This window comes from Sulfitobacter sp. M22 (genome assembly GCF_021736025.1).
In the GTDB taxonomy this organism is placed as follows: domain Bacteria; phylum Pseudomonadota; class Alphaproteobacteria; order Rhodobacterales; family Rhodobacteraceae; genus Sulfitobacter; species Sulfitobacter litoralis.
Genome location: NZ_WMEC01000001.1, coordinates 1430847 through 1444484 on the forward strand (window position 1 = coordinate 1430847; position 13638 = coordinate 1444484).

At 61.2% G+C, this 13638-nt stretch carries 13 protein-coding genes; 7 read left to right on the forward strand and 6 right to left on the reverse strand.

Features of this window, described 5'->3' with window-relative positions; all coding sequences use genetic code 11:
- Positions 1–76: 76 nt before the first annotated feature.
- A complete protein-coding gene (locus GLP52_RS07180) occupies positions 77–757 on the forward strand; it encodes a hypothetical protein (protein WP_093733287.1) in 681 nt (226 codons plus the stop codon).
- Here the strand turns inward: GLP52_RS07180 and GLP52_RS07185 are convergent.
- Complete coding sequence (locus GLP52_RS07185) at positions 754–1239, reverse strand: c-type cytochrome (protein ID WP_237273473.1); 486 nt, start codon at positions 1237–1239, stop codon at positions 754–756. The two genes, GLP52_RS07180 and GLP52_RS07185, sit on opposite strands and share 4 nt — an antisense overlap.
- A 37-nt stretch (positions 1240–1276) precedes the next feature.
- On the opposite strand from GLP52_RS07185, the gene GLP52_RS07190 reads away from it, so the two are divergent.
- On the forward strand, positions 1277–1711 hold the full coding sequence (locus GLP52_RS07190; protein WP_237271953.1) for a DMT family transporter: 435 nt from the start codon (positions 1277–1279) through the stop codon (positions 1709–1711).
- A gap of 10 nt (positions 1712–1721) precedes the next feature.
- On the opposite strand, the gene GLP52_RS07195 is transcribed toward GLP52_RS07190, so the two are convergent.
- The 4 genes from GLP52_RS07195 to proS form a co-directional block, all read right to left on the reverse strand.
- Positions 1722–2405 carry an ABC transporter ATP-binding protein gene (locus GLP52_RS07195; RefSeq protein ID WP_093733290.1) on the reverse strand — a complete coding sequence of 228 codons (684 nt, stop codon included), beginning with the start codon at positions 2403–2405 and terminating at the stop codon, positions 1722–1724.
- Positions 2398–3645: a lipoprotein-releasing ABC transporter permease subunit gene (locus GLP52_RS07200; protein ID WP_237272668.1), complete on the reverse strand. Its 1248-nt coding sequence runs from the start codon at positions 3643–3645 to the stop codon at positions 2398–2400. The genes GLP52_RS07195 and GLP52_RS07200 overlap by 8 nt, the downstream gene beginning before the upstream one ends.
- 158 nt (positions 3646–3803) lie before the next feature.
- Positions 3804–4316 carry a DUF2937 family protein gene (locus GLP52_RS07205; RefSeq protein WP_237271954.1) on the reverse strand — a complete coding sequence of 171 codons (513 nt, stop codon included), beginning with the start codon at positions 4314–4316 and terminating at the stop codon, positions 3804–3806.
- A gap of 72 nt (positions 4317–4388) precedes the next feature.
- A complete protein-coding gene (gene proS / locus GLP52_RS07210; RefSeq protein WP_093733292.1) occupies positions 4389–5729 on the reverse strand; it encodes a proline--tRNA ligase in 1341 nt (446 codons plus the stop codon).
- Positions 5730–5945: 216 nt separating this feature from the next.
- Here proS and GLP52_RS07215 point away from each other — a divergent pair, with 216 nt between their 5' ends.
- From GLP52_RS07215 to ppx, 5 genes are all read left to right on the forward strand, one after another.
- A complete protein-coding gene (locus GLP52_RS07215) occupies positions 5946–7307 on the forward strand; it encodes an FAD-dependent oxidoreductase (RefSeq protein ID WP_237271955.1) in 1362 nt (453 codons plus the stop codon).
- Positions 7308–7453: 146 nt separating this feature from the next.
- Positions 7454–8533, forward strand: coding sequence for an AI-2E family transporter (locus GLP52_RS07220; RefSeq protein ID WP_093733294.1), 1080 nt, complete (start codon positions 7454–7456; stop codon positions 8531–8533).
- A gap of 4 nt (positions 8534–8537) precedes the next feature.
- Entirely contained in the window at positions 8538–9221 is a 684-nt protein-coding gene (locus tag GLP52_RS07225; protein ID WP_093733295.1) for a chromosomal replication initiator DnaA, read from the forward strand.
- Between the two features lie 52 nt (positions 9222–9273).
- Entirely contained in the window at positions 9274–11448 is a 2175-nt protein-coding gene (locus tag GLP52_RS07230) for an RNA degradosome polyphosphate kinase (protein ID WP_237271956.1), read from the forward strand.
- Between the two features lie 183 nt (positions 11449–11631).
- Positions 11632–13203 carry an exopolyphosphatase gene (gene ppx, locus GLP52_RS07235; RefSeq protein ID WP_237271957.1) on the forward strand — a complete coding sequence of 524 codons (1572 nt, stop codon included), beginning with the start codon at positions 11632–11634 and terminating at the stop codon, positions 13201–13203.
- A gap of 28 nt (positions 13204–13231) precedes the next feature.
- Here the strand turns inward: ppx and GLP52_RS07240 are convergent, their stop codons facing one another.
- Positions 13232–13636: a hypothetical protein gene (locus GLP52_RS07240; RefSeq protein ID WP_237271958.1), complete on the reverse strand. Its 405-nt coding sequence runs from the start codon at positions 13634–13636 to the stop codon at positions 13232–13234.
- Positions 13637–13638: the final 2 nt, after the last annotated feature.

Consider the following 13638-nt stretch of genomic DNA (forward strand, 5'->3'; position numbering starts at 1 on the left):
AAGGTTTCCGAGACGGGTCTCACTTCTCTCAAAAATACCGCTTGATCCCCCACCCGCTTTCACTCAACGTTTCGCCATGATCCGCGCCCTCATCCTCCTAATGTTTCTTGCCTCTTGCGGGCGGCCGTTGACGGAGAATGAGATGCTGTTCGCGGGCGACATCATGGGCGACACGCTGAATTACCCCAAGGTGCGGCTGCATGACGGGTCGCCCTCGCGGGGGGTGACGATGACGCGCAAGGCGCGGCCGCGCACGACCTGTCGCGAACGTATTCTGCCGCCCGAAAAAGTGGGCGAGGTGATCACCACCAAACCCGCCGCCGTGGCGCTGTGGAATACGGTGCTGTTCGACGAGGACTGGTATCTAGACGATTATCTGCCAGATTACCCCGACCGGATCGGGCTGATCGCGACGATGATCTTTGCGCATGAGCTGACCCATATCTGGCAATGGCAGAACCGCAAGACGACGGGCTACACCCCGCTGCGTGCGGCTTTTGAGCATGGCGGCAGGGCTGATCCGTACCTTTTTGATCTTGAAAGCGATCCGCAGTTTCTGGATTTCGCCTATGAGCAGCAAGGCTCCATCGTCGAGGAATTTGTCTGCTGCCGTGCGTTGGACCCGCAGGCCCCACGCACGCAACGGCTGCACGCGCTGATCTCGCAGGTCATGCCTGTAGCCCCCCTACCCCAAAGCCGCGCCTCTGCTGTGCGGATGCCGTGGGACGGGGTCGAAGTGAACGGGATTTGTGGTTAACGCTGGATGCTTTCGAGATAGACCAGCAGGCCGGCAAGGACGCGTGGCGTCGGCGTCAATTGTCCGTCAAGATCAACCGGCACCAGATCCAGCGCCATGCCCTCGCCAAAGTTCGGCATCACCCGTTTCAGGTGAGACCCGCCGAAATCATCTTCAGGATCGCCATAGATATAGGCCAGCGTCTTGGTCTGTGGGAACCGCCCGCCGTTGTCGCGCGCGAGCAAGGTCAGGTCGCGTGGCTGCGCGCTGAGCCCCTTGGCAACCGCGCCATCGCCTTGCGCGTTGCGCCCGTGGCATTGCACGCAGTTCTGCGCGAAGAACGCGGCCCCTTCGGCACGGTCGGGGGCGTCGGGCATCGGCTTGGCGGGCATACAGGCGGCAAGGCTCAGCAAGAGCGTCGCGCCAAGGGCTGTGGTGATTTTCATCATTTGATCCTCCGGTAGGTCACTGGGATGCTTGCCCTTGCTACGGGTCTTCGCCATGATCCAGATCAAGTAATTGAATTAATTTGGGCATATCATGGCACATTATGCAATTGTGATGCTGTTGGCTGGCATCGGTATTCCGGTTCTGGCCGCGCTGAACGCGGGTCTTGGCAGCCGGATCGGGTCTCCTGCGGCGGCGGCAACGGTGCTGTTTGTGGTCGCTTTCGCGGTCAGTCTGGTGGTCGCGTTGTTGGTGGGGCGGCAAGGGTTTGCGCAGATCCCCGCGGCCCCGAAACATCTGCTGCTGGCCGGTTTTCTGGTGGCCTTCTACATCTTGTCGATCACCTTTATCGCGCCGCATTTCGGCGTGGGCAATGCGGTGTTCTTTGTCTTGGTGGGGCAGCTGTTCAGCGCGGCGGCGATCGACCATTTTGGCCTGTTCGGCGCGCAAGTGTCGCCCTTGGGTGCCGCGCGCGCGGGGGGTATCGCGGTGATGTGCGCCGGCGTGTGGCTGACCCAGCAGGCCTGAGGGCAGAGGTCTAAAGGCTGACCAACTGCCCTGCATCCAGCCGGATCTGACGGTCCATCCGCGCGGCCAGTTCAAGGTTATGGGTCGCGATCACCGCAGATAGCCCCGTGCCGCGCACCAGCGTCATCAGCGCGGCAAAGACCTGATCCGAGGTGGTCGGGTCAAGGTTGCCCGTCGGTTCATCCGCCAGCAGCAGCCGCGGCGCATTGGCCAACGCACGACAGAAAGCGACCCGTTGCTGTTCGCCGCCCGACAGCGCCGCGGGCCGGTGGTCGGCACGGTGGCCGATACCGACCTCGTCCAGCAAAGACCGCGCTCGGGTCTGGGCATCGGACTGCGACACGCCATTGGCAAGCTGCGGCAGGACGATATTTTCCAGCGCCGAAAACTCGGGCAGCAGGTGGTGGAACTGATAGATGAACCCCACATCGCGCCGCCGCACGCCTGTGCGTTTGCGATCGGACTGCCCCGTCATATCGGTGCCGCCGATTTCAACTGTCCCCGCGTCGGGCGTATCCAGCAGCCCTGCGATATGCAGCAGCGTCGACTTGCCCGCGCCTGACGGGGCGACCAGCGCCACGACCTCGCCCGGGGCGACAGTCAGGTCAATGCCGCGCAGCACGTTGACTTCGTTCGGTTGGCCGGGGTTGTAGGATTTTCCGATCCCCGAGAGCCGCAAAACAGGATCATTCATAGCGCAGCGCCTCGACTGGGTTCATGCGCGCGGCACGGCGCGCAGGGAAGATGGTGACAACAAAAGACAGCCCGAGCGACAGGCCTATGGCCGACATCACGTCACCGAATTGCAGCTTGGCCGGCAGGAAATAGATGCCGCGGATCGACGGATCCCATGCGTTGCCGCCCGAGAGGTAGTTCACGGCGGCAAAAATCTGATCAACATACAGCGCAAAGAGACAGCCCAGGATCACCCCCATCGCCGTGCCGATGATGCCGGTGAAGGCCCCGCAGATAAAGAAAACGCGCAGGATCGACCCTTCGCTCAGGCCCATGGTGCGTAGAATACCGATGTCGCGGCCCTTATTTTTGACTAGCATAATCAGGCCCGACACGATGTTCATAGCCGCGATCAGCACAAGGATGCTGAGGATCACGAACATCACGCGGTCTTCGATATCAAGCGCGTTCAGGAACGACCCCGACGCATCACGCCATGTCCAAATCATGCCGCGATCCCCTGCCGCGGACAGCAACGGCACGGTCAGATCGTCCACGCGATCGGGATTTTCGACCATCACCTCAAGCTCGTCGGCGACGCCTTCGCGGTTAAAAAACGACTGCGCCTCGGTCAGCGGCAGATAGGCGCGCGTACGGTCGATGTCATAGCGACCGGCAGTGAAAATATAGGTGACCTCATAGCCATTTACCCGTGGCGAGGTGCCAAATGCGGTTTTAACCCCGTTCGGAGAAATGATCTTGATCGTGTCACCCAAGCCGACCCGCAGCGCCTGTGCCACGCCGGACCCGATGGCAATGCCCTGTTCGAAATCGGCCAGATTACCTTTGGCAGTTTCTGGGTTGGCGATGCGCGGGATATTGGCCAGATCAGCGGCATCAATGCCGAAAATTTCGATCCCCGCGTTGGCCTGCCCCTTGTTCGCCATCACCTGACCGCGCACCAAGGGGGACACGTGCGTGACGCCCGGCACTTGGGCCACGCTTTCAGCCATCTCGGTGTAGTTCGCAATCCCCGTCTGGGAGACCCCGTTATCATCCACGGTCGCCATATTATACACGGTCACATGGGCGTTGGCCCCAAGGATCGTGTCGACGAATTCAGCCCGAAAGCCCGAGCGTACGGCAAGCGTCGCGATCAGGGCAAAGACCGCTAAGGTGATCCCGATCAAGCTGATCCAAGTCATCACGCTGACGCCGCCTTCGGCGCGACGCGCCCGTAGGTAGCGCCAGGCGATCATCCATTCAAAGGCAGCGAAGGGCGGTGTCGAGGAAACTGGTTTGGCCAAGGGATGGCTCCGATCTGGGATCAATCGCGCGCAACCTCGCGGTTTCGGCGCATCGGGTCAAGCGAGGAGTGGTTGCGCAGCAGTCTGCAAGGCGGGCATAGGCGGTAAGGTCAGCGGCCCTGCGCCGGTGTGAGGGGGCGCCGTCGTCGGAACGGGGTGCGCAGTAGCCGCAGCAGCAGCCCCAGACCCAAACCGCCCGCAACAAAGCCCACGCTCGCAAAGATAACCCCCGCAAAGTTCAAGGGCACGGCAGGCTGGAACTCCTGCCATGCCGCCCGCGCAATCTGCGGGTCGGACATCTGCGATAGGTGATAGGCCCGCATGAACGGCCCCTGCCCCTGCAATCGGGTCAATGCGGTATCCAATGCATCGTAGCGTGCAAATGTCTCGGCCATGTCGGTGCGACGTCGCGCCATAAAGGCGGTGCCGGTCATCTGCGCCAGCGCATCACTGCGCGACAGACCGACCGCTTGGGCGCTGGCATCGAAATCAGCAACAACCTCGTGCAGCGCATCGACAGCCCCACCCAGCCGTTGCAGGTATTGTTGCGAGTATTCGGGGAACTGCGACGTTACCGCAGCCCCCGCCACACCGCCAGCAAGCGTCAGCGCGCGCAGGATCATGAAACGCCCCAAAGGTCCATTATGCAGCGTTCCATGATCCGCCTCCGTTTTTAAAAGGCCCGTCGTTCAAGGTTAGGCGATACCGCGATAGATCTCGGCGATCTTTTCAACCGCGGCCTCGGGTGTCATCTCTTCGCTCTCGCCGGTGCGGCGCGAGGTGAGCTCGACCACGCCGTTTTTCAGACCCCGCGGCCCAACGGTGATCCGCCACGGCAGACCGATCAGGTCCATCGTCGCAAACTTACCGCCCGCGCGTTCTTTGGTGTCGTCATAAAGCGGATCCAGCCCCAAGGCCTGCAGGCTGGCATAGAGCGCGTCACACGCCGCATCCGCCTGATCGTCGCCCTGCTTGAGGTTAACGATGCCTACGTGGAACGGCGTGACGCCTTCGGGCCAGATGATGCCCTTGTCGTCATGGGATGCCTCGATGATCGCGCCCAGCAGACGGCTGACGCCGATCCCGTGCGACCCCATGTGAACCGGCACAGGCTTGCCATCCGGCCCCTGCACGGTCGCGCCCATCGGTTCGGAGTACTTGGTGCCGAAATAAAAGATCTGCCCCACTTCGATCCCGCGCGCGCTGCGCTGGCGTTCGGCTGGCACTTCGGCAAAAAGCGCCGCGTCGTGGGTTTCATCGGTGCGGGCGTAGCGCGAGGTGAACTCCTCCATCACGGCCTGACACTGGTCGACGGAATCATAATCGATCTCGCGGTCGCCGAACTTGAGCTCGGTGATCTGGCTGTCATAGAACACCTCGGATTCGCCGGTTTCCGCCAGCACGAGGAATTCATGCGTGTCGTCGCCGCCAATCGGGCCGGAATCCGCGCGCATCGGGATCGCCTGCAAGCCCATGCGCTCGTAGCTGCGCAGGTAGGTCACCAGATGACGGTTATAGGCGTGCAGCGCGTCTTCTTTCGTCAGATCAAAGGTATAGCCGTCCTTCATCAGGAACTCGCGGCCGCGCATGACGCCGAAACGGGGGCGGACCTCGTCGCGGAATTTCCACTGGATGTGGTACAGCGTCATCGGCAGGTCCTTGTACGACCCCACATGGCTGCGGAAGATATCAGTGATCATTTCCTCGTTCGTGGGACCATAAAGCATATCGCGGTCCTGACGGTCCTTGATGCGCAACATCTCGGGGCCGTAGGCGTCAAAGCGGCCGGATTCCTTCCACAGGTCCGCCGATTGCAGCGTCGGCATCAGCATCGGGATGTGGCCGGCGCGCTGCTGTTCTTCGTGCACGATGGTTTCGATCTTGCGCAGCACTTTAAAGCCAAGCGGCAACCACGAATAGATCCCCGCAGCCGATTGCTTGATCATGCCGGCCCGCAGCATCAACCGGTGGCTGACGATCTGCGCCTCGGACGGGTTTTCCTTGAGCACAGGTAAAAAATAACGGGACAGACGCATGATGATCCTCTCAGAGTGAATTGGCACCTGACTATGATAATCCCCGCGTCGAGACAATCACCAACAAGCGGGCACCAACAGACGGGGCACCAACAGACGGGGCACCAACAAGCGGGCACCAACAAGCGGGCACCTAGACGGGCGCACGCTTGGTGATTGACGCTTGGGGCGCAGACGCGTTTCTTACCGAGATCGCCAAACCACAAAGGACGCCCCATGACCATGATCCTCGAGCCCGCGCGCGAAACCCCTGTGATCCACGAGACCGGCGTGCTGGTGATCGGGTCCGGCCCCGGCGGTCTGGCCGCCGCCCTTGCCGCCGCACGTGCGGGGGCAGAGGTGACGCTGCTTGATCGTTTCGGCTGCTTTGGTGGCAATATTACCGTGGTCGGGGTCGAAGGCTTTGCCTGGTACCGCCATGAACAGACGATAGAGGCCGGCGGCATCGGCTGGGAATTCGAAGAACGCGCCAAGGCAATGGGGGCTGCCAGCCCCGAATCCCAATCGCTCAGCTACGAGCTGGACAGCGAGGGATTCAAACTTGTCGCCGACCGGCTGGTGACCGAAGCAGGCATCCACCCGATGCTACACCGCCAGTTCGTAGCACCCATCATGGAGGGCGACACGATCAAGGGCGTCATCGTCGAATCAAAAGCGGGCCGCGAGGCGATCCTCGCCAAAATCGTGATCGATGCCACGGGCGACGCCGATGTCGCACATCGCGCTGGTGCCCCCACACAGAAAACCCCGATTGAGGACATGCAGGCCGCCTCGGTCATGTTCCACATCGCGGGCGTCGACAAGGCGGCCTTTATGGCGGGGGTCAAGGCCGACCCGCAGACCTATGCCAATTGGTCCACGGGCGAATGGGTGGTCGAAACCGATGGCAAGGAAGACGCGATGTTCTCTCCGTTTCTGGCCAAACCCTTTGCCCAGGCTATCCGCGACGGGCGTATGCCCGCCAATCTCAACACCATCGGGGGCACGTGGGGCGCAGTGCATGACAGCGGCGAGATGACCTATATGAATCTCGTCCACCTTGCAGAATGCGACGGCACCGACCCCGACAGCATGACCCGCTTCGAGATCGAGGGCCGCGCCCAGGCGATGCACGCAATTGACGCGCTCAAGGCGTATACACCCGGCTGCGAGACCGCGCGGCTGCGCAATTTTGGCATGAGCATCGGCATCCGCGACACCCGCAAGATCGACGCGGTCTATAACATGACCGAAACCGACGTGCGCCAGCAGGCCCGTTTTGACGACAGCATCGGCATCTACCCTGAATTCATCGACGGCTACGGCGTGCTGATCATCCCCACCACGGGGCGCTACATGCACATCCCCTACCGTGCGATGCTGCCCAAAGGGGTCAAGAATCTGCTGGTCGCAGGGCGCGCTATTGGCGGCGACAAAATCGCCCATGCCGCCACCCGCAACATGGCGTGCTGTACTGTGGCGGGCCAAGGCGCGGGCGTCGCGGCAGCAATTGCGCTGGCGACAGGCTGCCCGCTGGACGCCGTCCCGCTAGAGCGCCTGCAAAAAACCCTGCAAGATCAGGGCGTCCGCGTGTTCTGATCCACAAGGGCTGCTTCCAAATGGTAAAAATCCTCGCCGAAGGCACCTGACACGTCCACGCGCGCAGGCCGCCCATTTCACCACGGGCCTTGAAAAACGTGCCACGTTGCGCAATGTCGACCCAAATCAAAGTGCGAGGACGCGGCATGGGCCTGCCAATCAGAGATCAGATGAAATACTGGGGCATCGCCGGGGCGGTCTTTCTTGTTGTCTTGTGGTTCACCGGCGACATACTGCTGCCGTTTCTGATTGGCGCGGCGATTGCTTATTTTCTGGACCCCGTGGCGGACCGGCTCGAAGCGCTCGGCTTGAGCCGCGCGATGGCCACGATGGTGATCACATTGATGGCGCTGCTGATCTTTGTACTGATGGCGCTGTTGGTGGTCCCCGCGCTGATCAACCAAGCCGTGAACCTGATAGAGGTAGCACCCCAGCTGACGCGCAACTTCACCAATTTCCTGACCGAACGCTTTCCCACGCTGCTGGTCGAAGGGTCGACGCTGCGCAGTTCGATCAACTCTATCGGGTCTACCATTCAGGAACGTGGCGGAGAGTTTCTAAACACCGCAATCGCCTCGGCCGCGACGGTGCTGAATGTGCTGCTTTTGTTTGTGATCGTGCCGGTGGTTGCGGTCTACCTGCTGCTGGACTGGGACCGGATGGTCGGCCAGATCGACCGGTTACTGCCACGCGATCACGCGCCAGTGATCCGCCGGCTTGCACGTGATATCGACCGCACGCTGGCGGGATTTATCCGTGGCATGGGGACGGTCTGCCTGATTCTGGGCACCTATTACGCCATTGCCTTGATGTTGGTGGGGCTGCAATTTGGCCTAGTTGTCGGCTTTATCGCCGGTCTGGTCACCTTTATTCCCTATCTCGGGGCTGTTCTGGGCGGTGCTTTGGCCATCGGTCTGGCGCTGTTTCAATTCTGGGGGGATTGGTTCTCTATCGGGATGGTCGCGGGTATCTTTGTGCTGGGCCAGATGATCGAGGGTAATCTGCTTACGCCTAAATTGGTCGGTAACTCGGTCGGGCTGCATCCGGTCTGGCTGATCCTCGCGCTGTCGGTCTTTGGCTCGCTGTTCGGGTTTGTCGGCATGCTGGCTGCCGTGCCGATTGCCGCCGCCCTTGGGGTGATCGCGCGGTTCGCAACCGAACAATACGTCGAAAGCTCGCTCTATCAGGGCACGCAACGATCGACTTTGGACGAAACGGCGGACTGATAGCATGGCACAACAGCTTGGACTTGACCTTCCCAGCCGCCCAGCACTGGGACGGGACGACTTTTTTGTCGCCCCGTCAAACGCGATTGCTGTGGCGATGATCGAGGGCTGGCAGGCGTGGGCCGGCCGCAAGCTGGTGCTGACCGGCCCGCCCGGGTCGGGCAAGACCCACTTGGCGCATGTCTGGGCCAACCTGTCGGGCGCACAGATCATCGACGCGGCCGATATTGCCACTGCAGATATCCCCGCGCTGGCCCAGGGGCCTTTGGCGGTTGAAAACATCCCCGCAATCGCCGGTGACACCACCGCCGAGACAAATCTTTTCCACCTGCATAATCTGGCGCTGGCCGAGGGTCACAGCCTGCTGCTGACCGGCGCGCCGGCGGTGCCCCACTGGGGACTGCACCTGCCCGACCTCACAAGCCGTATGCGCGCCGCCACGGCTGCAGCGCTTGAAGCGCCCGATGACAGTTTGCTGACGGCTGTGATGGCCAAGTTGCTGGCCGACCGGCAGCTGACGCCAAAACCTGATGTGATCCCCTATCTGCTGCTGCGGATGGACCGGTCCTTTGCGGCGGCGGGCGATCTGGTGGCTGCGCTGGATGCCGCCAGTCTGGCTCTACAAAGGCCGGTGACACGCACCCTCGCGGCACAAGTGCTGGACAATGGGATTTCCGCTGCGCGATAGTCTTTATAGATCGCGTCACAAACCCATTACATTCCAACGCCATAAGGCCGTCATGACAAACGCTGACTTTCTCGAATCCGCCTTCGTACCGGCCCAAGATATGCCTGAACTGGATATCACCGGACCGGGTCGCTTTTACAACCGCGAGCTCAGCTGGCTCGGGTTCAACTGGCGTGTGCTGGAAGAGGCCAAGAACCCCCGCGTGCCGCTGTTGGAACGGCTGCGCTTTCTGTCGATCTCGGCGGGCAATCTGGATGAATTCTATACCGTGCGCGTCGCTGGCCTGCGCGAACTGGCACAGGCGGGCAACACAACGCCTGCCAGCGACGGGCTGACCCCTGCTCAGCAACTTGTGCTGATCAATGAAGACGCGCGCCGGCTGATGACCGAACAGCAAAATGTTCTGGTCGATCTGATGTCAAAGATGGACGATCAGAACATCATGCTTGAACGCGCCGCTGATCTGGACGCGGCCGACCTGGCCTATCTGGATGATGTGTTCTTGCACCGCGTCTTTGCCGTGCTGACCCCGCTGGCCATCGATCCCGCACACCCTTTCCCGTTCATTCCCAACACCGGCTATGCGCTGGCGTTGCAATTGGAACGCACCAGCGACAAGCGCCCTTTGCAAGCCTTGCTGCCAATTCCGGCGCAGATCGACCGGTTTGTCTCCCTGCCTGCCCCCGCAGGATCGCTGCGCTTCCTGCCGCTCGAAGATCTGCTGGTGCTCAAGATTCCCGGTCTGTTTCCGGGCTATAAGTTAAAGGCTCATTTCGAATTTCGGGTCCTACGTGACAGTGACCTCGAGGTCGAAGAAGAAGCCGAAGACCTTGTGCGCGAATTCGAAGTCGCCCTGAAACGCCGCCGCCGCGGCGAGGTCGTGCGTCTGACCCATTCCGCCGGAGCGCCTGAAAAACTAAAATCCGTGGTCATGGCCGAATTGGGCGTGCGCCCGCAAGACGTGATAGAGCTGGACGGGATGATCGGCATCAGCGATCTGGCGGAACTGGTGGTCGACAGCCGCCCCGATCTGCTGTGGCCACAATTCACGCCGCGCATTCCCGAGCGGGTGACCGACCACGAAGGCGACATGTTCGCGGCGATCCGGTCCAAGGACATGCTGCTGCACCACCCCTACGAGACGTTCGACATGGTCGTGCGCTTTCTGGCGCAGGCCGCACGTGACCCTGATGTGGTGGCGATCAAACAGACGCTCTATCGCACCTCGCGCGACAGCCCCATCGTAGAGGCGCTGTGCGAGGCCGCCGAAGACGGGAAATCGGTTACCGCGCTGGTCGAGCTCAAGGCGCGTTTCGACGAGGCCGCCAACATCCGCCAGTCGCGCCGGTTGGAACGCGCAGGCGCGCATGTGGTCTATGGTTTCCTTGACCTCAAAACCCACGCGAAAATCTCGACCGTCGTGCGCCGCGAAGGCGATCAACTGGTCACCTATACCCACTATGGCACCGGCAACTACCACCCGATCACCGCACGCATTTATACCGATCTGTCGCTGTTCACCTGTGACCAGAAGCTGGGCCGCGATGCGACCAAAGTGTTCAACTACCTATCAGGCTACGCGCAGCCCGACACGCTGGACAATCTCGCCATATCGCCCATCACGCTGAAACCGCGTCTGCTGGCCATGATCGCCGCCGAAGCCGAATATGCCGCCGCAGGCAAACCGGCAGAAATCTGGGCCAAGATGAACTCCGTCGTCGATGCGGATGTGATCGACGCCCTGTACGCCGCAAGCCAAGCAGGAGTAAAAATCAGCCTCGTGATCCGCGGCATCTGCGGCTTGCGCCCCGGCATCAAAGGCCTGTCCGAAAACATCCGCGTGAAATCCATCGTCGGGCGCTTTCTGGAACATTCGCGCATTGTCTGCTTTGGCAATGGCCACGGGCTACCGCATAAAAAGTCGCGGGTCTTCATGTCCTCCGCCGATTGGATGGGCCGCAATCTGACCCGCCGTGTCGAAACACTGGTCGAGATCGAAAATCCTACCGTTAAGGCACAGATCACCAGTCAGGTTATGGCGGCCAATCTGGCAGATGTGGCCCAAAGCTGGGTCATGTCGCCCGATGGAAGCTTTGAACGTCCCGAAATTGCCGACGGCACATTTGCGTTCAATTGCCACCGCTTTTTCATGGAGAACCCCTCCCTCTCAGGGCGCGGCACGGCGGGCGCATCGGACGTTCCGAAACTGACCCATACGGAAGACTGACCGCTTCATTTTGCCTATGTAAACTCTCGCCGAAGGCGCATCTATCCGCCCGCGTTCCCGCTGGCGTTTATACACCCTCTATCCCTTGAGGTTTTTCAGTTGCCTGCCCGTCTTAGCGATTGACCTAGCAGCCCGGCTGGGCCACCTTGCCCCCCCAAGACCAAAGCCCCCGCAGGAGCGTTCGTGGCAGATAGAACCGACACCCCTCCGCCCTCGCCCGTCCCTGAAACGGGCGTCGCTGATTTAGGCTTGTTCGGAAAACCCCTGTTTCTTGATCCGTCCGCCCGCGCGCTGGCGCGTGTCGGTGTGGTGGATGTGGGGTCGAACTCTGTCCGCTTGGTCGTCTTTGACGGGGCCGCGCGATCGCCTGCGTATTTCTATAACGAAAAGATCATGTGCGCGCTTGGGGCCGGCATGGCTGAAACCGGCCACCTGTCCCCCGACGGGCGGGTCCGGGCGCTTTCTGCCATGCGACGTTTCAGCAAACTGGCCCAAAGCATGGGCCTGTCAGAGCTGACTGTTGTGGCCACCGCTGCGGTGCGCGACGCCAGCGACGGACGTGATTTCTGCGACGAAGTCCAGCGCGAGACGGGGCTGAAAATATGGGTTATCGACGGCGAAGAAGAGGCACGGTTGTCCGCACAGGGCGTCCTGCTGGGCTGGCCCGGTGCCTATGGGTTGGTCTGTGACATCGGCGGATCCTCAATGGAGCTGGCCGAGATTTCCGGCGGGCGTGTGGGCAAACGTGTGACCTCAGCGCTTGGTCCCTTGAAACTGCGTGACATCAAGGGCGGGGCCAAAGCGCGTCAGGCCCAGATCAAGACCGTGATCGAAGGGCTGGCGGAAAAGATGGGCGCACAGCGCGACCGCCTGTTTCTGGTCGGCGGGTCATGGCGTGCGATTGCGCGGATCGACATGGTGCGCCGCGGCTATCCGCTGCACGTGCTGCATGAATACCGTATGACGCCCACATCGGTGCGCGAAACGGTCAAGCACATCCAGACCAGCGACCACGAAGAACTGCGTAAAATCAGCGGCGTATCGGCCAGCCGGATGGCGCTGGTGCCCTTCGCCGCTGAAGTTTTGTCACGGCTGGTCAAGACATTCAAACCCAAGGATATCGCGATTTCCAGCTACGGCATCCGCGAGGGGATGCTGTACGAACAGATGCCGCAGCGCCTACGTGACCGTGATCCGCTGATCGAAGCCTGCCGCTTTGCCGAAGCCAAAGACGCGCGGTCGCCGGGGTTCGGCAAGGCGCTGTTCGACTTCATCCTGCCGCTTTATAAATCGGCGTCGCCGCAGCGCAAACGACTGGTCAAGGCTGCCTGCCTGCTGCACGACGTCAGCTGGCGCGCGCACCCCGACTACCGCGCCGAAGTCTGCTTTGACAATGCCACCCGCGCCAATCTGGGCGGGCTGAAGCATGCTGAACGGATCTATCTGGGGCTGGCATTGCTGCACCGGTATTCCAACAAGCGCGAAAACACCCGTTTCGAAGACCTCTATGAAATGGTCGATGAAAAGACCCGCAACGAGGCTGAGATTCTGGGCAAGGCCATGCGCTTTGGCGCCATGCTGTGGATGAACCCCGAGGAAGAGCGCGGCCACATGCGCTGGTTCCCCAAGAAAAAGCTGCTGGAGCTGTGGCTGACCGACGACATGATGCCCCTGTTCGGAGAAGTCGCTGAAGCGCGGTTGAATTCCCTCGCCCTATCGCTCGGGGCCGAGGTGCAGCTTAAAACCTGCAAATAGAAAGGTGAGTCAGAGCCGGATCGAACTGTCAAAGGTCAATCTGTGGCACTTCGTCCAGATAGATCGCGGGCGGAGGCGGTGTATCTTCTGGGGTCTCGGCTTCGGGCGCGGGGTCTGGCTTGCGACGGATCACGATATCGCCGTTGGGCATCTTTTGAGGTGGCTCATAGACACTCCAATCCTCGACCTCATCCAACAAATCGGTGAGCGCGGGCCCCATTTCGGACACGAAATTGCGCAATGCGGGGCTGGCCTTGCGGCCCCAGTCGCTAAGCCCGTCCAGCGTGGGGGCCATCTCTTTTTTCATGCCGTCAAAGAAATTTCTGGCCCCGCGTTCCATTAACGAAAAGCCGGAGGTATCGTCGTCACTCTCCTGTGCCAGCGCGAAACCGGACAGACAAATCAAAGTGGTGGTCAAAAGAAACTGTCTCATGC

What these genes read in the sequence shown, in the direction of transcription:
- GLP52_RS07180 (WP_093733287.1), top strand. Translation starts at nt 77, where the DNA reads ATGATCCGCGCCCTCATCCTCCTAATGTTTCTTGCCTCTTGCGGGCGG.
- GLP52_RS07185 (WP_237273473.1), bottom strand. Translation starts at nt 1,239, where the DNA reads ATGGCGAAGACCCGTAGCAAGGGCAAGCATCCCAGTGACCTACCGGAG.
- GLP52_RS07190 (WP_237271953.1), top strand. Translation starts at nt 1,277, where the DNA reads ATGGCACATTATGCAATTGTGATGCTGTTGGCTGGCATCGGTATTCCG.
- GLP52_RS07195 (WP_093733290.1), bottom strand. Translation starts at nt 2,405, where the DNA reads ATGAATGATCCTGTTTTGCGGCTCTCGGGGATCGGAAAATCCTACAAC.
- GLP52_RS07200 (WP_237272668.1), bottom strand. Translation starts at nt 3,645, where the DNA reads ATGATCGCCTGGCGCTACCTACGGGCGCGTCGCGCCGAAGGCGGCGTC.
- GLP52_RS07205 (WP_237271954.1), bottom strand. Translation starts at nt 4,316, where the DNA reads ATGATCCTGCGCGCGCTGACGCTTGCTGGCGGTGTGGCGGGGGCTGCG.
- proS (WP_093733292.1), bottom strand. Translation starts at nt 5,729, where the DNA reads ATGCGTCTGTCCCGTTATTTTTTACCTGTGCTCAAGGAAAACCCGTCC.
- GLP52_RS07215 (WP_237271955.1), top strand. Translation starts at nt 5,946, where the DNA reads ATGACCATGATCCTCGAGCCCGCGCGCGAAACCCCTGTGATCCACGAG.
- GLP52_RS07220 (WP_093733294.1), top strand. Translation starts at nt 7,454, where the DNA reads ATGGGCCTGCCAATCAGAGATCAGATGAAATACTGGGGCATCGCCGGG.
- GLP52_RS07225 (WP_093733295.1), top strand. Translation starts at nt 8,538, where the DNA reads ATGGCACAACAGCTTGGACTTGACCTTCCCAGCCGCCCAGCACTGGGA.
- GLP52_RS07230 (WP_237271956.1), top strand. Translation starts at nt 9,274, where the DNA reads ATGACAAACGCTGACTTTCTCGAATCCGCCTTCGTACCGGCCCAAGAT.
- GLP52_RS07240 (WP_237271958.1), bottom strand. Translation starts at nt 13,636, where the DNA reads ATGAGACAGTTTCTTTTGACCACCACTTTGATTTGTCTGTCCGGTTTC.